We start from the raw sequence: 20447 nt of genomic DNA, 5'->3' as shown, positions 1-20447 counted from the left end.
TTGGGACCACGGAAACGCTGGGCCCTGCAGGTAAGGTGGAACAAGTGAGCAACAGTATTGAAAACGGTCGATTGAGGATCGCAAGCGTAAACGTCAACGGCATCCGTGCCGCCTACAGGAACGGCATGGGCCCGTGGCTGGCAGCGCGCGATGTGGACATTCTGTGCCTGCAGGAGGTGCGCGCTCCCGATGCCATAGTCGAGGGCTTCCTCGGCGAGGAATGGCACCTGCTTCACGCTGAAGCCGAAGCCAAGGGCAGGGCGGGCGTGTTGATCGCCACCCGCAAGGACCGCTTGGAGCCTGTGGCCACCCGCATCGGCATCGGCGAAGACTACTTTGCCACCACCGGCCGCTGGGTTGAAGCGGACTACGTGCTCACGGGTTCCGACGGCACGCCCACAACCTTGAGCGTTGTCAGCGCCTACGTGCATTCGGGCGAGGTCGACACCCCCAAGCAGGTCGACAAGTACCGTTTCCTCGACACCATGATCGGACGCCTGCCACAGCTTGCCGCAGCCAACGACCACGCCCTTGTGGTCGGCGACCTGAACGTCGGACACACGAAACTGGACATTAAGAACTGGAAGGGCAACGTCAAGCGCGCCGGGTTCCTGCCCGAAGAACGTGCTTACTTTGACAGGTTCCTCGGCGAGGAAATTGGGTGGAAGGACGTTGCCCGTGAACTGGCGGGCGAGGTTGACGGGCCCTACACGTGGTGGTCCAACCGCGGACAAGCCTTCACCAACGACACCGGTTGGCGCATCGACTACCACATGGCCACCCCCGGCCTGGCGGCAAAGGCGCTCCAGTCAGTTGTTGACAGGGCTGAGTCCTACGAAAGCCGTTTCTCAGACCATGCCCCGCTCGTCGTCGACTATAAGTTCTAAAGGACGCCCCCTTCCATGAGTGAAATCTCCGCCCGCCCGCGCGTACTGTCGGGCATGCAGCCATCCGGCGACTCCCTGCACTTGGGGAATTACCTGGGCGCGCTGGTCAACTGGGTCAAAACCCAGGACGACTACCAGACACTGTTTTTCATCCCGGACATGCACGCCATCACCGTGGAGCAGGACCCGGCGGAATTGCGCGACCGCACCCGCAAGACGGCGGCACAGTACATTGCCGGCGGCATTGACGTGGAAAAATCAACGCTTTTTGTCCAGTCCCATGTGCCCGAACATGCGCAGCTGGCCTGGGTGCTGAACTGCATTACCGGCTTCGGCGAGGCGTCGCGCATGACCCAGTTCAAGGACAAATCGGCCAAGGGCGGGCAGGACGTTGCCAGCGTTGGCCTGTTCACCTACCCGGTCCTCATGGCGGCCGACATCCTGCTCTACCGCCCCCAGGGCGTCCCGGTGGGCGATGACCAGCGCCAGCACGTGGAGCTGGCCCGCGACCTGGCCAAGCGCTTCAACTTCAGGTTTGGCGACACCTTCGTTGTCCCGGAGGCCTTCATTCAAAAGGAAGGCGCGCGCATTTATGACTTGCAAAATCCGACGTCGAAAATGTCCAAGTCCGCCTCCGGTCCCAACGGGCTGATCAACATTCTCGATGACCCCAAGGTCACCGCCAAGCGCATCAAGTCGGCCGTCACCGACGACGGCACAGTGGTTGCCCACGACCGGGAGAACAAGCCCGGCGTCTCGAACCTGCTGGAAATCCTGTCCACCATGACGCAGAAATCCGTGGAGAACCTCGTTGCCGACTACGAAGGTAAAATGTACGGGCATCTGAAGGCCGATGTTGCAGAGGCCGTCGTTGACAGGCTCGCTCCCATCCGGAAGCGCACCCTTGAACTCCTTGACGACCCGGCCGAACTTGATTCACTGCTGGCGCATGGTGCCGCAAAGGCCCGGGAGATCGCCTCGGTGACGCTTGCAGACGTCTACGCCAAGGTTGGCTTCCTGCCTCCCGCCGGAGTGGTTGGTTAAACATGCCTGGCATTGGTCAGAGCGGGTCATCCCCGGCCCCGCACCCCAACAGCCTTGGGGTCATCATTTCGCTGCCACCGGCCCTCGCGGACGAGCTCAGCGCAAGGCGAGCGTTCTACACGGGCCAGGCTGCCGACGTCGTGCCTCCCCACATCACCCTGGTCTCGGGGCGGGCGAAGGATTCCTGGGAAGATGCGGCGGAGCACGTGCGCAAGGTGGCCGCCACGGGGGAGCCCTTTACGCTGTCGCTGCGCGGCACCGGGACATTCGAGCCGGTCTCGCCAGTGGTGTTCCTGAATGTGGACGCCGGCGCCGGGGCCTGCACCACGCTGCACGACCAACTGGTGGACGGGCCCGTGGAGCATCTGTTGGAGTTTGGTTTCCATCCCCACCTCACGATCGCCCATGACCTTGAGGAACCGGCAATGGCCCGGGCCAAGGCCGACATGGCGGACTTTTCAGCCGACTTTGAGGTCAGTAGCATAGGACTTTTTGACTACCTCGCCGGTAAATGGTCCCTGCGTGAGGAGTTGAGTCTTGGAGGACTCGGCAAACACTAGGAGTGCGCCGGAACCGGCCCATTTTCCCGGCTTTGCCGCCCCTGGAGTGAGCGCGAAGAAGCCCCTGGGTGCCCCGGCAAAGCCGCCGCCCAGCCCGCTTGACCGCACGGCCTTGACCGCGTGGACCGCCGCCAGGCACGGCGCGTTCGGCAGGGCCCGAAGCACCGGCGGGCTGTTCCAGCAGGCCGGCGCCCTGATGCAGTGGCTCAACGCCCGGGCCGGGCAGACGTTTCCCCTGCGGGTGTGGAACCTGTATACGCGCCGCCGCGGGCCCCTGCTGGCCGCCGGCAACGCCTACCTGATGTTCTTCTCCGTCGGTGCCATGCTGGTCGCCGGATTCGCCATCTTCGGCATGGTTGCCGCCGACAATGAGGTGCTCCGGGATGCCGTCATCGAGCTCGTCGCAGGCACCACCCCGGGGCTGATTGACACCGGCGACGGCGGCCTGGCCACGCCGGAAGACCTCTTGGGCAATGGCGGGTTCGGACTGACTCTGATTGTGTCGCTGGTTGCCTTGCTCGTCACGGCCATGGGCTGGATCAACGGCCTGCGCGAGGGCATTCGTTCGCTGCTGGGGCTCGCCCGCGACAGGACCAACCCGGTGCTGTCGAAGCTGCGCGACGCCGGCACCCTGCTGGTGCTGGCGGTGGCACTCATCCTGACCAGCGCCCTCGGAGTGGTCAGCACCGCGGCAGTGGACAGCATAGGTGGTTTCCTTGGCTGGGGGAGCTTCCTGTCCGGCGCCGCAGCCCAACTTGGTTCCATCATTTTAATGTTCTTCCTGGACTTCGCCGTGGCCATCATCATGTTCAGCATGGCCTCCCGGGTGCGGATGCCGCGGCGGGTGTTGTTCCTGGCGGCAATATTTTCCGGCTTTGGTGCGACCGTCCTGCGATTCTTCAGCGCCGTGCTGCTCAACGGCGTCACCAACAACGCCCTGCTGGCACCCTTTGCCGTGATCCTTGGTCTCTTTGTCTGGTTCTTCCTGCTGAGCCAGGTGTATTTGATCTCGGCGGCCATCGCTGCCGTCCGGGCAGCGGACCTGCGTCCGCATTCCCATGTTTCCGCATCGCCGCCCGCTTCCGAGGTGTGACCTCAAGGCACGACGGCAAGAAGGCCGCCGTGGTGTCTGCCGAGGTAGATCGAGGTGGCGCCGCTTATAAACACAGTGTTCTTGACGGATCACTCCGTGGACGCAAGCAGCTCGAGCACAAACCTGGCCATCGCCACCCTGCCGGCCATGAAGGTGCGCAGCTCTGCCGAGTCGGGTTCTTCCGTCAGACGCTGGGAGGGCACGGCCGACAACCCCGTAAAGAGGGCCATGGTGGCAGCATGGCCGCGCCGCACCACGGCGTCGGCGACATCGGTGCCGGACTCCGACAGGCCCTCGCAATACGAGGTGAAACACAGGGGCTCCAAGCGGTAGAGATCCTCGCCGTCCATGACGCCCTGGTTGACCCATCCCGCCAGCAACTGCCCCAGGTCGAAGCCTGCACAGGCGCCTCCGTACGCGCCCCAGTCAATCACGGTAAAGTCCGCCGCTCCGTCCGTGGTGCATCCAGCCAGCAAGTTTTGCGGGCTCGCGTCTCCATGGGCAGGGAAGACGGGCAACGCATTGACTTCCTCGACCAGCTCGCAGGCCCGCCCCGCCAGCTGCCGGAGCCCGGCGATCAGCGGCGCCGTGGCCACTTCCGCCACGGCCGGAACTTTCCAAAGCTCCCCGCCGAGGATGCTGGGAATCAAGATCGTCCTGCAATAGCCGTTCAAGAACAGGCGCATCCGCTCCGCATCCCTTTCCGGGGAAAGGGTCGGGCCGCGGTGCCGCACAGCGCTGCTGCCGGCCAGCCGCCCCAACAGGGCGGCGGCGCGGGCAAAGCGGGCGTCATCCCACTCCGCATCCGGATCTTCGGAGATGTCTTCCATCCAGATGACTGTGCGCTGTGGATCGAGATCCTCGATCAGGTACACCGTCGGCAACCGACCTCCGGCAGGCATGGACGCGGCCAGCTCCGAGGCATAGACCTCAGCCTCCGTGTGCCACGGATAGTAGCGCACCAGTGCGTCCCGGAATTCGGGCGGAACCTGGGCGATGCCCGGCCACAACAGGGGGGACTGGATGAGCTTGGCCACCGTACTGAATCGCTCCGCCGGGCCGCCGGTGCTTGCCATCCCGCCGACCCGCCACAGGCCACCGGTGGTCATGTTGAATGTGGGAAAGGGAATTACCGCAGCGCTGGCGGAGCACAGCTCCACGGCCGGGTGGCCCAGCGCAGCGGCTGCCACCCCAGCCATCTTCCCGGCATCCAATGCGGCCACACCCAGTGCGTCCATGTTGTCCAACCGCGTGTCCTGCATGGCGCACTCCTGGGGAGATGGCCCATCAATGAGCCGGAAATGGTCAATCAACTTTACTTAAATAATGGTAAAGTTACTTTATGAATCCTGTCAATGACCAAGTTTCCGCTGACAGTCTGCCCGACATGGCACAGTTGCTTGCAGGAGCCTTCGAGCCCCTGCGCAGTGCCCTGAATGCCCGGTCCATTCCAGGTCTGCGGCCCTCACACTACCGGGTGATGGCCCTAATTCCCCTTGATGGGCTGCGCCTGACCGAGCTGGCCGAGCGCGCCAGCATCACCAAGGCGGGTATCGGCCAGTTCACGCGGTACCTGGAACGCGAGGGCTACGTTGGCGTGGCGGCCGACCCGGCCGACAACCGGGCCAAGATTGTGACGCTCACCCCGGCCGGCACAGCCGCCGTCGAACTGTCCCTGGCGATCATTGCGGACACCGAGCAGCGGTGGTCCCAGGCGTTGGGGAGCGAACGCTATCGTGAACTGCGCATCGCCCTGTCCGACATCGCCGGGATCCACGGGCCGGACTCGTTGCCATCACCGCCCGCATGAAAGGCGGCGGACAGGGGTTGATCGGCCCGGCGGGCGCCGGGGGAGACGTTGGGAGAGGATCCGAGGGATGGGGACGGCGGGGGCAACACAAAAGCGCCGCCCCACAAGGGAGCGGCGCTTTCACTGTCCCGGCGAATGCGGGAACAGACGGTGCGGTGAAGCCTAGATCTGGCGGGCCAGGATGGCCTGCTTGACCTCGGCAATTGCCTGCGTCACCTGGATGCCGCGGGGGCATGCTTCGGTGCAGTTGAAGGTGGTGCGGCAACGCCACACGCCTTCCTTGTCGTTGAGGATTTCCAGGCGCATGTCGCCGGCGTCGTCGCGGGAGTCAAAGATGAAGCGGTGCGCATTCACAATGGCTGCCGGGCCGAAGTACTGGCCGTCGGTCCAGAAGACGGGGCAGGATGACGTGCACGCGGCGCACAGGATGCACTTGGTGGTGTCGTCAAAACGCTCGCGGTCCTCGGCGGACTGCAGGCGCTCCTTGGCCGGCTCGTGGCCACGGTTTACCAGGAACGGCATGACCTCGCGGAAGGACTGGAAGAAAGGCTCCATGTCCACAATGAGGTCCTTCTCCACGGGCAGGCCCTTGATGGGCTCAACCGTGATGGGCTTGGACGTGTCCAGGTCCTTCAACAGGGTCTTGCAGGCCAGGCGGTTGCGGCCGTTGATGCGCATGGCATCGGAACCGCAAACACCGTGCGCACAGGAACGGCGGAAGGACAGCGAACCGTCCTGCTCCCACTTGACCTTGTGCAGGGCATCCAACACGCGGTCGGTGCCGTACATGGTCATGGTGAAGTCTTCCCACTTCGACTCTTCCGAGAATTCGGGGTCGTAGCGGCGCACGCGCAGGGTGACGTCGAACGTGGGGATTTCCCCGCCGCCGCCAAGGTGTGCTGGCAATTCAATCTTTGATGCCGGCTCCGGAGCGGTTTCGGCAGTTTCTATGGCGCTCATTAGTACTTCCTCACCATCGGCTGGTAACGCGTAACAACAACAGGCTTGGTTTCCAGGCGGATCCCGGCGATGGACTCCGCGGAGCTTTCCACCGTGACATTCGCATCAAGGTAAGCCATGGAGTGCTTCATGAAATTCTCATCGTCACGGTCCGGGAAGTCCTCGCGGTAGTGGCCACCGCGGGATTCCTGGCGGTGCAGGGCGGCAACCGTCATGACCTTGGCCAGTTCGAGCAGGAACCCCAGCTCCACGGCCTCCAGGAGGTCAAGGTTGAAACGCTTGCCCTTGTCCTGGACGGTGATGCGGGAGTAACGCTCCTCGAAGGTGGCAATGTCGGCAAGGACCTTGTCGATGGACTTGGCCGTGCGGAACACCTGCATGTTGGCATCCATGGTGTCCTGCAGATCCTTGCGGATCAGCGCAACCTTTTCGCCGCCGTCGGACGTGCGAACGTGGTCCAACAGGGCGGCTGTGTCAGCTTCCGGGTTCTCCGGCAGGTCAACAAAGTCGGCACCCTTGGCGTATTCGGCAGCAGCCACGCCGGCGCGCTTGCCAAAGACGTTGATGTCCAGCAGCGAGTTGGTGCCCAAACGGTTGGAGCCGTGGACCGAGACACAGGCAACCTCACCGGCGGCATACAGGCCGGGGATGATGGTGTCGTTGTCCTGGAGGACCTCGGTGGTGATGTTCGTGGGAACACCGCCCATGGCGTAGTGGGCCGTGGGGAACACCGGGACCGGCTCCGTGTACGGTTCCACACCCAGGTAGGTGCGGGCGAACTCGGTGATGTCCGGGAGCTTGGCGTCAATGTGGGCCGGCTCCAGGTGGGTCAGGTCAAGGAGCACATAGTCCTTGTTCGGGCCACAGCCGCGGCCTTCACGGACTTCGTTGGCCATGGAGCGGGCCACGATGTCGCGCGGGGCCAGGTCCTTGATGGTGGGAGCGTAGCGCTCCATGAAGCGCTCACCCTCGGAGTTGCGCAGGATGGCGCCTTCGCCACGTGCAGCCTCGGAGAGTAGGATGCCCAAGCCGGCAAGACCCGTCGGATGGAACTGGAAGAACTCCATGTCCTCCAGCGGGATGCCCTTGCGGAACGCAATGCCCATGCCGTCGCCGGTCAGGGTGTGTGCGTTGGACGTGGTCTTGAAGACCTTGCCCGCGCCGCCGGTGGCCAGGATGACGGACTTGGCCTGGAAGACGTGCAGTTCGCCGGTTGCCAGGTCGTAGGAGACGACGCCGGCAATCTTCTTCTGCAGGTAGATGGTGCCATCCTCGCGGGTGGCTTCCTCATCAACCGTCAGCAGGTCCAAAACGTAGTACTCGTTGTAGAACTCAACGTTGTGCTTGACGCAGTTTTGGTACAGGGTCTGCAAAATCATGTGCCCGGTGCGGTCGGCGGCGTAGCAGGCACGGCGAACCGGAGCCTTGCCGTGGTCACGGGTGTGGCCACCGAAGCGGCGCTGGTCAATGCGGCCCTCGGGCGTGCGGTTGAACGGCAGGCCCATCTTTTCCAGGTCGATCACGGCGTCGATGGCTTCCTTGGCCATGACCTCCGCGGCGTCCTGGTCAACCAGGTAGTCGCCACCCTTGACGGTGTCAAAGGTGTGCCACTCCCAGTTGTCTTCTTCCACGTTGGCCAGGGCTGCACACATGCCGCCCTGGGCCGCACCTGTGTGCGAGCGGGTGGGGTAGAGCTTGGTCAGGACGGCGGTGTGGGCACGCTGGCCGGATTCAATGGCGGCACGCATTCCTGCGCCACCGGCCCCGACGATTACGACGTCGTATTTGTGGACCTGCATACTGGATGCTCTTTCTCTCTGTACTGCGCTAAAAGCTGGTGTTCACTTCGTACATCCCCGGAGCAACAACGTCCGGGACTTTTCCCCGCAAAAAATTAGGGAACGGTGCAGAAGGACGGAAGATCAATGACGGCACCGGGAGGGCAGGGGTCAAAGGTGAAGATGACCAGGGTGCCCAGCACGATGATGACGGCGCTTGCAACGTAGAGGACCGTTTTGAGGGTCATGCGGGTGCCGTTGCGCTCGGCGTAGTCGTTGATGATGGTGCGGACACCGTTGGTGCCGTGCAGGATGGCGAGCCACAGCATGGCAAGATCCCAGATCTGCCAGAACGGATCCGCCCATTTGCCGGCCACGAAGCCGAAGTCGATGGCATGGATGCCGTCGCCAACCATCAGGTTCACAAACAAGTGGCCGAAGATCAGCACAATCAGCACGACGCCGGAAAGGCGCATGAACAGCCACGCGAACATCTCAAAACTTGAGTTGGATCCCTTGCTGCGCGTGTACTTGGGCGACTGGGCGCTGTTGGAGCGCGGCGCCGCGATGGAGTTGGTACTCATTTAGTTCCCCCCGAAGAAATTGGAGAAGACAATGGTGAGGTGGCGGATCAAGAATGGAATCATTGTCACGGCCCACAGGGCAAGAACGCCCCAGAGCAGCTGACGCTGGTATTTCGGACCCTTTTTCCAAAAGTCGATGGCAATAATGCGCAGGCCGTTGAAGGCGTGGAACACGATTGCTGCGACGAGGCCTGCCTCGCCCAATCCCATAATGGGGTTTTTGTACGCCCCAATGACTGCTGTGTACGCCTCTGGGGAAACCCTCACCAATGAGGTATCGAGAACGTGCACCAACAAGAATATAAAAATCACTACACCGGTAATTCGGTGTCCCACCCAGGACCACATGCCTTCTCGGCCGCGATACAGAGTGCCAGCTGGTTTTGTCGGCACTGATTAAACCTTCCCTGCGTCACCGTTGCGTTGGCGTGGTTCCACGCGGGGAAACGCACACGGCGTGAGCACTCATACTTGAGCCTAAATTTAGGCTTAGCTAACAGCATATTCAACTTAGGCACTCCTTGCTCTATGCGGCAAATCACAGGTGTGTCTCAAATGGATGCTGTATAAGGCCTTGGCATGCATATCAAAGTTCGACGACGGCGGCCCGGCCTACGACCGTGGGCGGAGGTTTCCGGCCAGTCACCCAAGTCTCACCTGTTCCGGCAGGGGCATCGCATATGGTTATGGTGATGAATACGCAAAATTTGGTAGAGTCCGGACAGCCCGCCACGGACCCCCTGAGCAGGTTTTATGCCGTGATCCCGGCTGGCGGTGTTGGTACGAGGCTGTGGCCGTTGTCGCGGGCTGCCGCACCGAAGTTCCTCCACGACCTCACGGGCAGTGGCAGCACCTTGATCCGCGCCACCTATGACAGGCTGGAGCCGCTCAGTGGCGAGCGGGTGCTGCTGGTGACGGGGGAGGCGCACCGTGAAGCTGTCTGCCGCCAACTTCCTGAGATAGCCGACGCGAACCTGGTCCTGGAGACGGAGCCGAAGGATTCCGGGGCGGCCATTGGTTTGGCTGCCGCCATCTTGTTCACGCGCGACCCCTCAACGATCATGGGTTCCTTTGCCGCCGACCAGGTCATCAGCCCGGTGGATAAATTCCAGGACGCTGTGCGCGAGGCCATCCATACGGCCGCCACGGGCAAGATTGTCACCATCGGCATCAAGCCCACCCACGCATCAACAGGCTTTGGCTACATCCGCACGGGCGAACCGCTGAACATTGCCGGCGCACCCAGCGCCCACAAGGTGGTGAAGTTTGTGGAAAAGCCCAGCGAGGAAATCGCCGAACAGTACCTTGCCAGCGGTGAATACAACTGGAACGCCGGAATGTTTGTGGCCCCGGTCGAATTGATGCTCCATCACCTCAAGGCCAATGAACCTGTTCTCTATGAAGGCCTGATGGAAATTGCCCGCGTCTGGGACACCCCGGACCGGATCGCCGTGAAGAACCGGGTGTGGCCCACCCTGCCGAAAATTGCCATCGACTATGCGGTGGCGGAACCGGCAGCCGACGCCGGTGACGTGGCAGTGATTCCGGGCGACTTCAGTTGGGACGACGTCGGCGACTTTGCCGCCATCGCCCGTTTGAGCAGTGCCAAGGAAAACAACAATGTGAAGGTCATAGGTGAAGGCGCACGCGTGTTCACCGAGGACAGCACGGGCATCGTCGTCACCGACACCAAGCGCGTGATTGCCTTGATCGGCATCCAGGATGTTGTTGTGGTGGACACCCCCGACGCACTCCTTGTCACCACCCGGGCCCACTCACAGCTCGTCAAGCGCGCTGTTGACGGACTCAAGGCCAAGGGCGACATCGACGTCCTGTAGCCCCCGGCCGCGCCACCACCCTTGCATCTACCCCGCAGTTGTGGCTGTTAATCAACCGATTTTTGGCGATATTACAACCATATCTGCGGGTTAGCTGGTTTTTGGGTGGAAGAAGTGCAGGAAGTAACGCGGCGCCGCCGATGCTGTGCCCGGGCACTGACATGGTTAGAGTTTGAACTGTGCGCAATTACTCCCTGGAAACTGAACCGGCTGAGCTCGTAGGCCCGTGGCTTGAACCACTGCTGGAAGAAGTCATTGAATTCCGCCGTGACCTCCACGCCCACCCGGAGCTGTCGTTCCAGGAATTCCGGACATCGGGCAAGATCTATGACCGCCTGGTCGCGGCCGGACTGTCGCCGCGACGGCTTGACGGCACAGGGGTCATGGTTGATGTGGGTGAAGGCCCCATTGCCACTGCCCTGCGCGGGGACATCGACGCCCTCCCCATTGTTGAGGAGACCGGCTTGCCGTTTGCCTCCCGCAACCACGGAGTCACCCACGGCTGCGGTCACGACTTCCACACCGCCACCATGCTTGGGATCGCCCTGGTGCTGGCCAGCATGCATGAGCACACCCCTCTGGGCGGCCGGATCAGAATCATCTTCCAGCCCGCGGAGGAAACCATGCCCGGCGGCGCCCTGTCGTGCATCGACCAGGGAGCGCTCGACGGCGTGCCGCGCATCTTGGCGCTGCACTGCGACCCCCGCATTGAAGTGGGCACCATCGGCACCCGCATCGGGCCCATCACCAGCGCCTCGGACACCATAAAGATTGAGCTGTCGGGCCGCGGCGGCCACACCTCCAGGCCGCACCTGACAGAGGACTTGGTGTTCGCCCTGGCAGAAATTGCGATCAGCGTCCCGGCCGTCCTGTCCCGCCGTGTTGACGTCCGGAGCGGCGTGTCGGTTGTGTGGGGGCAGATCCATGCAGGTTCGGCACCGAACGCCATCCCGGGCCACGGCGTCATGAGTGGAACCATGCGCTGCCTCGACCGCGAGGCGTGGCATGCGGCAGGGGAGCTGCTCGACGACGTCGTGCAGCAGGTTGCCGCACCCTTCGGTGTGGACGTGCACCTGGAACACACCCGCGGTGTGCCGCCGGTCGTCAACTCGGAACATGAAACAGCCGTCATTGAGGCCGCAGCCCGCGCTGAACTGGGCGAGGACTCCGTGGTGCTGGCACCCCAGTCCATGGGAGCCGAAGATTTTGCCTGGTTCCTGCAGGGAATCCCCGGGTCCCTGATGCGCCTGGGCACCCATGTTCCGGGCGGTGAGGAATACGACCTGCACCGCGGCGACTACATTGTGGACGAACGGGCCCTGTCCGTCGGCATCCGCGTGCTCGGCGCGGCGGCCCTGCGCACCCTCCGGGGTGCAGCCTCGCAGTAGTATCGCCAGCCGGCTGTCAGCGGCGGCTCATTTTTTCCTGCGACGACGCTGGCGGCTAGTTCCCCGGCGTTCCCATATTCGTGTCACCTTCCTGGTGATGGGAATCTGATGGAAATTAGAAACGATCAGTAATGGGTGAGAAAAACGAGGGTTTTTCATTGACGACGAGGTGACAGGTAAACAATCTCCTTCGGACCCATCGATGGCCCGCTGGGCGTTCGTCACATGGCGCGTTCTTGGGCTGGGATGTCGGCGGCGATGCGGGCAACGTCTTCCGCGAGATCGGTGAATGCTGCTCGGAGCTCGGCCGGCTCCAGAACAGTGAGGCGGGCACCGATAAGCAGCAGCCATCTGGCCATAGCCTGGTAGCTGTCGGCGCCGGCATTCACAATGCAAGTTTCAGGCGTTTCCATGGTCACTGTTCCCCATGCCGGTTTGATCCACCGGGCGACCATGTCACTGGGGGCGTGCACTCGGACGGTCCCGGTGACCCGCCGCCATCCCACTGCCAGTTGCGACGTGACATATTCGTGAAGGTCTGCAGCTGGAGGGTTCCGCGGGTAGCTGTGTTTGTTCGAGAGCTCTGCATCGATGAGCCGGTCGACCCGGAAGGTGCGCCATCCGTCCGCCTCAATACTGTAGGCGATGAGGTACCAGTGGCCCATCGTGTGCACTAAATGCAGCGGTTCGAGCTGCCGGTTTCCCGTCTCGCCGGAGTGGCGGCGGTAGCGGCACAAGACCTGTCGGCGTTCGCGACAGGCGCGCGCCAGGAGCGCGAGCGTTGTGATGTTGACTGGCTCCGACGCTGCCCCGATTGCTGTTCCTAAGTCGAGGGTGCTGGAGTGGTCCTGGAATGCATTGACGACCGGCTGCAATCTGGGCGGCATGACACGGTGCAGTTTGTCGAACGCGCTCAGGGCGCCTTCGGTGGTGCCGCCGGCGTTGTTGGCGACCATGCCCCGGAGAGAGACCAACACGGCTACGGCTTCGTCAGTGTCAAACATCAGGGGTGGCAGTGTCGCTCCGGCATCGAGTTGATATCCGCCACCGGCACCTAAGACGGCGGTGACGGGGTAGCCCAGCTCTCGCAATCGGCCGATGTCCCGCCGCACAGTTCGTGGCGTCACTGCGAGTTCTGCAGCGAGTTGCTCCGCGTTCCAATCGCATCGCCGCTGCAGGAGTGCCAGCAGTCGCAGCAGCCGTCCAGATGTATCCCACATAACTCCATCATCGTGCAGAAAGAGGACAAGAGCTGTCCGCCTTGCCTGCAACAGTGTTCCCATGACCACCACATACGAGTCCACCATCACTCCGTTCCGAATCGCCATCCCGCAAACAGAGCTCGACGATCTCCTATCCAGGCTTCGCGCTACCCGTTCGCCTGTGCCACTGCCTAACGATGATTGGGACACGGGCGTCCCCAGCGGCTACCTCCATGCACTCGTCACCGCTTGGGCCGAGGATTTCGATTGGCGTGCCTTTGAAGCGCAGCTAAATACGATCTCCCAGTTCACGACCGTCATCGACGGCCAACAGATCCACTTCGCCCACATCCGCTCTGCCGTGCCGGATGCGGCTCCGGTGCTTCTCACGCATGGCTGGCCCGGGTCGTTTCTCGATTTCCTTCACCTCATCGGCCCGCTCACCGACCCGGAATCCCATGGTGGCGACAGGGCAGATGCCATGCACCTGGTCATCCCCTCGCTGCCAGGTTTCGGGTTCTCCACTCCGCTTCAAAGCGGCGGGTGGAGCACCGCGCGCATTGCTGCGGCATGGGTCGAACTGATGGACCGCCTTGGCTACAATCGATTCGCAGTGCAGGGCGGAGATCTTGGTGCCGCAATCTCTCCTGAGGTTGCCCGCGTCGCACCCGAGCGGGTGATCGGCGTGCACGTCAACGGAGCGCTCGGCTTCCACGGCAACATCGATGAGGACACCAAAGCAGAATTGACCACCCTTGAGGTCGACCGGCTGGCGCGCATCGGAACGTTCCTGAAAGAGGAATACGGCTACATTGCCATCCAATCCACCCGGCCGGGCCTCGTAGGTATCGCCCTATCCGACTCGCCTGCTGCTCAGTTGGCCTGGATGCTGGACAAGTTCCGTGCCTGGACCTGGCCACTTGAGACCATGCCAGATCAGATCCTTGGACGTGACTGGATCCTGGCGAACGCCTCCCTGTACTGGTTCACTGCCAGCGGCGGCTCATCCGCCTACGTTGGCTACGCCCAAAACTCATGGGGCGAAGCACCAACAAACTCCGGGGTGCCGACTGCTGCGATTCAATTCGCGCACGACGTCGGCATCCGATCACAAGCGAGCCAAACCAACACGATCATCCGCTGGAACGACATCGATGGCTGCGGCGGTCACTTCGCCGCCCTCGAAGAACCGGCACGTCTCATTGATGACCTCCGCGGATTCCTGCGCGGGCTGAAGACATGAAGTGGGCCCGCCCTATCTGCCCCTGCATCCCATCTGACCGTTCAGCCGGCCCGCTGAGCGGTTCCTGCCACGGGACGCACAAGCAACCACCGGCACGAGAGTTCAACCCGCGCTGCCAACCACAACCGTGGCAATGGCTGGTGACGTGAAATCCGGAATGGTGACACCAGGGTGACTCGACATTCGGATGAGGGACACGGAGCTTCGGATCCTCGTCCCGCGGCAGCCTTTTGGGCCTGCCGGCCACGACCACGCGGCAGCCAGGACGGGTTGCCAAGGCATTCGGAAGTATAGCGCAAACAGTGGCTTGAAGCGCTTGACGCGCACTTAATTTGCCAAGCTTTTCATGCCTGTCCGAGCCGTTGTGTAACGGTTCCCCAACGATGAGCACCGCAGCCCTTAACGCCCTACCGGCTGGTAGTGAACTGACACTATGGTGTTCAATAGCGCCGCATTGCCGGGGTGCGTCGAGGTAACCGTGTTTTTTCACACGCCGGAACAGTGTTGTTCGGGTCGTGCAGGACTAATTCGTGTTTACATTGGTCGCCCTTCCCGTATTGCGTCCACACACCCCATGGAGGAACCTTGAGAAACTTGCTTCACACCACCGTCAAGTCCGTCAAACGCGGAGCCGTCATCGGAACTGTGGCGGTGGGTGCCGTTTCACTGCTGCTCACAGGCTGCGGTGAGGCCCCGCCGGTTGCCGGTGGCAGCGACGGCACACAAAACGCTGCAGCAGCCGATTTCCTCGGCTGCATCGTCTCCGACTCGGGCGGCTTCGACGACCAGTCATTCAACCAGTCCTCCTACGAGGGCATGCAAAGCGCCGTCAAGGACCTGGGCATCAAGATGAAGGAAGCCCAGTCCGACGCCACCTCGGACTTTGCGCCGAACCTGGCCACCATGGCCAGCGCAGGCTGCAACCTCACTGTCACTGTCGGCTTCCTGCTGGCGGAGGCGACCAAGTCGGCTGCCAAGGCCAACCCGGACCTGCATTACGCCATTGTTGATGACAACAGCATCGTGGCTGACAACGTCAAGCCCGTTGTCTATGACACCGCCCAGGCGGCATTCATGGCCGGCTACACGGCTGCCTCGGTAACCAAGACCGGCAAGGTGGGCACATTCGGCGGCATCAACATCCCCACCGTCACGATCTTCATGGACGGCTTTGCTGAAGGCGTGAAGTACTTCAACGAAAAGCAGGGGAAAGACGTCCAGGTCCTGGGCTGGGACTCCGCGTCCCAGCAGGGTTCGTTCGCCAACACCTTTGAGATCATCCAGGAAGGCACAAAGATCACCAACAACCTGCTCTCCGAAGGTGCCGATGTGATCATGCCGGTGGCGGGCCCGCTCGGCAAGGGTGCCGGTGACGCGATCCTCGCCGCGAACAAGGGCGGCAAGGATGCCAAGCTCATCTGGGTTGACTCTGACGGCTTCCTGACCGCCCCCACATACAAGTCGATCATGCTGACCTCGGTCATCAAGACCATGGGTGAGGCAGTGGAGTCCATCGTCAAGGACGACCTGGACGGCAAGTTTGACCCGGCACCGTACATCGGCACCCTCGAGAACAAGGGCGTGGCCCTGGCCCCGTTCCACGACTTGGACGCGGCCGTCAGCGCCGACACCAAGACGCAGCTTGAGGAGATCAAGAAGGGCATCGTCGACGGTTCCATCAAGGTGGAGTCCAAGTCCAGCCCGAAGTAGGCAGCAACCCCAGGGGGCGCCACAGTCTGGCTGTGGCGCCCCCTGCCCGGCAGCCCATCCTGCGCCCCCGTGCCGCACCACCGGATCCGTCCTGTTGTGCGGCAAGGGGGCGCAGCGCGGCCACCCACATCATGCTGTGGCCGGCAGGCAACAATGACATTGCCTTGGCCACGATCCAACAATCCGCAGACGGGTTAACACGTTGAAATTAGAACTTCGGGGCATCACCAAGAGCTTTGGCTCCCTGGTGGCGAACGACCACATCGACCTGGTGGTGGAATCCGGCGAGATTCACAGCCTGCTTGGCGAAAATGGGGCCGGGAAATCCACCCTCATGAATGTCCTGTACGGCCTCTATGAGCCAACCTTCGGGGAAATCCTGGTCGACGACAAGCCCGTGAAGTTCTCCGGGCCGTCGGATGCCATGGCGGCCGGAATCGGGATGGTGCACCAGCACTTCATGCTCGTGCCGGTGTTTACCGTGGCCGAAAACGTGGCCCTGGGTGCCGAGACCACCTCCTTTGGCGGCGTACTCAACCTGGAGGAAACGCGCAAGAAGATCCGCGAGATCTCGGCCAAGTTCGGCTTCGACGTCGACCCGGACGCACTCGTCGAGGACCTGCCTGTGGGCGTCCAGCAGCGCGTGGAAATCATCAAGGCGCTGGTCCGCAACTCCAAAATCCTGATTCTGGACGAGCCCACGGCCGTGCTCACCCCGCAGGAGACCGACGAACTCATGGACATCATGGGCCAGCTGCGGGACGGCGGCACGTCCATCGTGTTCATCTCCCACAAGCTGCGCGAGGTCAAGGCCGTCTCGGACACCATCACCGTCATCCGCCGCGGCAAGGTCGTCGGCTCCGCCCCGCCGTCAACCCCCACCACCGAATTGGCCGCCATGATGGTGGGCCGTGCCGTCAACCTGACCCTCGACAAGGCCGACGCCACCCCCGGCGAGGTCACGTTCAAGGTCAGCAACCTGACAGTCATGAACGACGTCGGCCAGCGGCTTTTGGACGACGTCACCTTGAGCGTCGCCCAAGGTGAGATCCTCGCCGTCGCCGGTGTGCAGGGCAACGGGCAGACCGAACTGACCGAAGCGGTCCTGGGCCTGCACAAGCACGTGCGGGGTTCCATCACGCTTGGCGGGAAGGAACTGCTCGGCAAAAGCGTCCGCCAGGTCCTGGATTCGGGCGTTGGATTTGTGCCCGAAGACAGGCAGGACGACGGGCTGGTGGGCGAGATGTCCATCGCCGAGAACCTGGTCCTGGACCTGTACAAGCAGGCGCCGTATTCCCGCGCCGGGACACTGAACAGGGCCGTCATCGCGAAAAATGCGGTCGAAAAGGTTGCCGAGTTTGATGTCCGGGCGCAGTCCGCCCAGGACGCAGCGGACACGCTGTCGGGCGGCAATCAGCAAAAAGTGGTGCTGGCGCGGGAGCTCTCCCGCCCCCTGAAACTTTTCATCGCCTCCCAGCCCACCCGCGGCGTGGATGTGGGCTCCATCGAGTTCCTGCACAAACGCATCGTGGCCGAACGTGACGCCGGCACCCCGGTTGTCATCGTTTCAACGGAACTGGACGAGGTCCTGGAACTGGCCGACAGGATTGCGGTTCTCTTCGCCGGACGCCTCATGGGCATCGTGCCCGGTAAATCCAGCCGCGCGCTGCTTGGCCTCATGATGGCCGGGCTGCCCGCAGCAGAAGCACAGGAGCAAATGGACGCGCAGCAGGACTCCGGAACAACAAACGGCGACAACGGAAAAGGGGTGCAGCCATGAGCGGTCCCGAAATCCAGCCTCCCGGGGGAACCCCGGACAGCCAGGGAACCCCGGCAACAACCACGCCGGACAAGAAAAACACGGCGCACAAGCCTGCCAAGGAAGACCACGGCAGCCAGCTGATGCGTGAAATCGTCAGCGGCAACGCGATGATCTCCGTTCTTGCAGTCGTCGTCGCCCTTGTCATTGGCGGCATCCTCATCGCCTTCACCGACCCGCGGGTGACCAGCGCCCTGGGGTACTTCTTCGGTGATCCAAGTGCCACCTTCCAGGCAATCTGGGCGTCCATTTCGGAAGCCTATGGCGCCCTGTGGCGCGGTGCCACCTATGACCCGGGATCCCGGACCTGGCAGGGGCGGTTGGGCATCTTTGAAACCCTGACGTTCGCCACACCGCTGATTCTGTCCGGACTGGCTGTGACGCTCGCCTTCCGCGTGGGCTTGTTCAACATTGGTGCGCAGGGCCAGATCATCCTCGGCGCCACTTTTGCCGGTGTCGTCGGCTTCATGATCGAGCTGCCCCCGGGCATCCACCTCCTGGCCGTGGTCCTGGCAGGTGCCATCGGCGGCGCACTGTGGGGCGGCATCGCCGGCTTCCTGAAGGCCAAAACCGGGGCGCACGAAGTGATCGTGACGATCATGCTCAACTACATCGCCGTTTCCCTCGTCCTGTACCTGCTCAAGAACCAGCTGCGGGACCCCTCCAGCAGCAACCCCATCAGTCCCCGCATGCACGAGAGCGCCATGTTCCCGCTGCTCCTGGGCCCCAACTACCGCGTGCACGCAGGCCTGATCCTGGCCGTGGCGGCCGTTTTTGTCGTCGCCTGGCTGCTGAACCGGTCAACATTGGGCTTTGAATACCGTGCCATTGGCGCCAACCCTCGGGCCGCCCGCACGGCCGGCATGCTGGTCTCCCGCGGCTACATCACCGTCATGCTGATCTCCGGCGGCCTGGCCGGACTTGCCGGGGTGACCCAGCTGGCAGGGACCGAGAAGCTCCTTGACTCGGACATTGCCGGCAGCATCGGCTTTGACGCCATCACCGTCGCCCTGCTCGGGCGTTCCAAACCGTGGGGCACGTTCTTTGCCGCAATCCTGTTTGGTGCGTTCAAGGCTGGCGGCACGTCAATGGCCATCAACGCCGACGTTTCCATTGACATCGTCGCAGTGGTGCAGTCCTTGATTGTGCTGTTCATTGCGGCCCCGCCGCTGGTGCGTTCCATGTTCCGGATCAAGGCCGTCAGCCGTGAAGGAGTAGCAGCATGAGCATCACAGCCAAGAGCAAACCACTGAAGGTCAACGACGCCGTCGCAGTGCGCAGCTGGAAAATGCCGATCCTGCTCGGCGTGCTGGCGTTGTTCGCCGTCGTCGTCTTCATTGTGCTGGGCCCCAGCGGCACAGCCACCTTCCGGATCTCCCAGGACGGCGACGCCTGGCAGGTGCCCAACTTGGTCCTCCCGGCCAAGGCCATGGGCATCATTGTCTCGGTGGTCTGTGTGGGCCTGGCCTATCTGGCCTACACCCAGACCAAGTCAACCGGCAAGATCGCCACTTGGGTGGTCATGAGCTTCGCCGTGGTGTTTGTTGTGGGCCTGATGGTGTGGATCATCGGCGGCACCACTACCCAAAACATCACGCTGGTCGGCCTGTTTACGGGCGCCATGCTGATCACCACGCCGCTGGTGTTTGGTTCGATGTCCGGAGTGCTCTCCGAACGGGCCGGGGTTGTCAACATCGCCATCGAGGGCCAGCTGCTGGCGGGCGCCTTCACCGCAGCCCTTGTAGCCTCCATCACGCACAACGCCTTCGCCGGCTTGTTTGCTGCAGCCGTCGCGGGCGTGCTCGTCTCGGTGCTGCTTGCAGTGTTCAGCATCAAATACGTCGTGAACCAGATCATTGTGGGCGTGGTGTTGAACGTGCTTGTGTCCGGGCTGACAGGGTTCCTGTTTGAAAAAATCATGAAGACAAAGGTTGACGGGGAGACCATCTTCAACCAGCCGGCGCACCTGCCGAACATCCCCATCCCGCTGCTCTCCGAGATTCCCATCATCGGCCCCACCTTGTTCCGGCAGTCCATCATTGGCTACTTCATGCTGATCCTTGTTGTCGCGCTCTGGTTTGGCCTGTTCCGCACCAAGTGGGGACTGCGTGTGCGTGCCGTGGGCGAACACCCCAAGGCCGCCGACACCGTGGGCATCAATGTCAACCGCACGCGCGTCCTGAACGTGCTGGCCGGCGGTGCCGTCGCCGGAGTGGGCGGCGCCTACTTCACCCTCGTTGCCGTCAGCAGCTTCAGCAAGGACATGACAGGCGGCCTGGGGTTCATCGCCCTGGCGGCGTTGATCTTCGGGCGCTGGAACCCGATCGGTGCCGCACTTGCCGCCTTGCTGTTTGGCGTGGCAGGAAACCTGCAAAGCATTCTCTCCCTGGCCGGCACCCCCATCGACGGCCAATTTCTGGCCATGCTGCCGTACGCGCTGACCATCCTGGCCGTGTCCGGTTTTGTCGGCAAGGCCATGGCCCCGGCCGCCGACGGCGAACCCTACGTAAAGGAATGACCCACAGCATGCC

The 20447-nt window shown here is 62.7% G+C and carries 18 protein-coding genes; 12 read left to right on the top strand and 6 right to left on the bottom strand.

Annotated elements, in window-relative coordinates; translation table 11 throughout:
* Positions 1-35: 35 nt before the first annotated feature.
* From AC1L6K_RS17830 to AC1L6K_RS17815, 4 genes are read left to right on the top strand one after another with little or no spacing between them, the layout of a single operon-like run.
* Entirely contained in the window at positions 36-887 is an 852-nt protein-coding gene (locus tag AC1L6K_RS17830; protein ID WP_480952818.1) for an exodeoxyribonuclease III, read from the top strand.
* A 15-nt stretch (positions 888-902) separates the two neighbouring features.
* Positions 903-1931, top strand: a complete 1029-nt coding sequence (gene trpS, locus AC1L6K_RS17825) for a tryptophan--tRNA ligase (protein ID WP_480950166.1) — start codon at positions 903-905, stop codon at positions 1929-1931.
* Between the two features lie 2 nt (positions 1932-1933).
* Positions 1934-2491, top strand: coding sequence for a 2'-5' RNA ligase family protein (locus AC1L6K_RS17820; RefSeq protein WP_480950165.1), 558 nt, complete (start codon positions 1934-1936; stop codon positions 2489-2491).
* Positions 2492-2537: 46 nt separating this feature from the next.
* On the top strand, positions 2538-3584 hold the full coding sequence (locus AC1L6K_RS17815; RefSeq protein ID WP_480950164.1) for a YihY/virulence factor BrkB family protein: 1047 nt from the start codon (positions 2538-2540) through the stop codon (positions 3582-3584).
* Positions 3585-3673: 89 nt separating this feature from the next.
* On the opposite strand, the gene AC1L6K_RS17810 is transcribed toward AC1L6K_RS17815, so the two are convergent.
* Complete coding sequence (locus AC1L6K_RS17810; RefSeq protein ID WP_480950163.1) at positions 3674-4846, bottom strand: hypothetical protein; 1173 nt, start codon at positions 4844-4846, stop codon at positions 3674-3676.
* 80 nt (positions 4847-4926) lie between these two features.
* Between AC1L6K_RS17810 and AC1L6K_RS17805 the strand changes: the two genes are divergently transcribed.
* Positions 4927-5394, top strand: a complete 468-nt coding sequence (locus AC1L6K_RS17805) for a MarR family winged helix-turn-helix transcriptional regulator (protein WP_480950162.1) — start codon at positions 4927-4929, stop codon at positions 5392-5394.
* A 162-nt stretch (positions 5395-5556) separates the two neighbouring features.
* On the opposite strand, the gene AC1L6K_RS17800 is transcribed toward AC1L6K_RS17805, so the two are convergent.
* The 4 genes from AC1L6K_RS17800 to sdhC form a co-directional block, all read right to left on the bottom strand.
* Positions 5557-6354, bottom strand: coding sequence for a succinate dehydrogenase iron-sulfur subunit (locus AC1L6K_RS17800; RefSeq protein ID WP_480950161.1), 798 nt, complete (start codon positions 6352-6354; stop codon positions 5557-5559).
* Positions 6354-8153, bottom strand: coding sequence for a succinate dehydrogenase flavoprotein subunit (gene sdhA / locus AC1L6K_RS17795; RefSeq protein WP_480950160.1), 1800 nt, complete (start codon positions 8151-8153; stop codon positions 6354-6356). The genes AC1L6K_RS17800 and sdhA overlap by 1 nt, the downstream gene beginning before the upstream one ends.
* A 95-nt stretch (positions 8154-8248) precedes the next feature.
* Positions 8249-8716 carry a succinate dehydrogenase hydrophobic membrane anchor subunit gene (locus tag AC1L6K_RS17790; RefSeq protein WP_480950159.1) on the bottom strand — a complete coding sequence of 156 codons (468 nt, stop codon included), beginning with the start codon at positions 8714-8716 and terminating at the stop codon, positions 8249-8251.
* Positions 8717-9109 (bottom strand): succinate dehydrogenase, cytochrome b556 subunit, encoded by a 393-nt coding sequence (gene sdhC / locus AC1L6K_RS17785; RefSeq protein ID WP_283530546.1) that lies wholly within the window; start codon positions 9107-9109, stop codon positions 8717-8719. It lies immediately after the preceding gene.
* A 299-nt stretch (positions 9110-9408) separates the two neighbouring features.
* Between sdhC and AC1L6K_RS17780 the strand changes: the two genes are divergently transcribed.
* Both AC1L6K_RS17780 and AC1L6K_RS17775 read left to right on the top strand, forming a co-directional pair.
* Entirely contained in the window at positions 9409-10554 is a 1146-nt protein-coding gene (locus AC1L6K_RS17780; RefSeq protein ID WP_480950158.1) for a mannose-1-phosphate guanylyltransferase, read from the top strand.
* A gap of 179 nt (positions 10555-10733) precedes the next feature.
* Positions 10734-11942: an amidohydrolase gene (locus tag AC1L6K_RS17775; RefSeq protein ID WP_480950157.1), complete on the top strand. Its 1209-nt coding sequence runs from the start codon at positions 10734-10736 to the stop codon at positions 11940-11942.
* 221 nt (positions 11943-12163) lie between these two features.
* Here AC1L6K_RS17775 and AC1L6K_RS17770 read toward each other — a convergent pair whose 3' ends face one another.
* The gene (locus AC1L6K_RS17770) at positions 12164-13162 is read right to left on the bottom strand and encodes a helix-turn-helix transcriptional regulator (RefSeq protein ID WP_480950156.1); all 999 of its coding nucleotides are present in this window, start codon (positions 13160-13162) and stop codon (positions 12164-12166) included.
* Positions 13163-13223: 61 nt separating this feature from the next.
* Here AC1L6K_RS17770 and AC1L6K_RS17765 point away from each other — a divergent pair, with 61 nt between their 5' ends.
* The 5 genes from AC1L6K_RS17765 to AC1L6K_RS17745 all read left to right on the top strand — a co-directional run bounded on the left by AC1L6K_RS17765 (position 13224) and on the right by AC1L6K_RS17745 (position 20434).
* Positions 13224-14387: an epoxide hydrolase family protein gene (locus tag AC1L6K_RS17765; RefSeq protein WP_480950155.1), complete on the top strand. Its 1164-nt coding sequence runs from the start codon at positions 13224-13226 to the stop codon at positions 14385-14387.
* Between the two features lie 585 nt (positions 14388-14972).
* Positions 14973-16097: a BMP family lipoprotein gene (locus tag AC1L6K_RS17760; protein WP_480950154.1), complete on the top strand. Its 1125-nt coding sequence runs from the start codon at positions 14973-14975 to the stop codon at positions 16095-16097.
* 202 nt (positions 16098-16299) lie between these two features.
* Positions 16300-17877 (top strand): ABC transporter ATP-binding protein, encoded by a 1578-nt coding sequence (locus tag AC1L6K_RS17755; protein WP_480950153.1) that lies wholly within the window; start codon positions 16300-16302, stop codon positions 17875-17877.
* A complete protein-coding gene (locus AC1L6K_RS17750; RefSeq protein ID WP_480950152.1) occupies positions 17874-19142 on the top strand; it encodes an ABC transporter permease in 1269 nt (422 codons plus the stop codon). The genes AC1L6K_RS17755 and AC1L6K_RS17750 overlap by 4 nt, the downstream gene beginning before the upstream one ends.
* On the top strand, positions 19139-20434 hold the full coding sequence (locus tag AC1L6K_RS17745; protein WP_480950151.1) for an ABC transporter permease: 1296 nt from the start codon (positions 19139-19141) through the stop codon (positions 20432-20434). The genes AC1L6K_RS17750 and AC1L6K_RS17745 overlap by 4 nt, the downstream gene beginning before the upstream one ends.
* Positions 20435-20447: the final 13 nt, after the last annotated feature.

The sequence above is a fragment of the Specibacter sp. BI4 genome, assembly GCF_056680095.1.
Note: the sequence above shows the minus strand (reverse complement) of the source record. Positions and strands in the feature narration are given on the sequence as shown.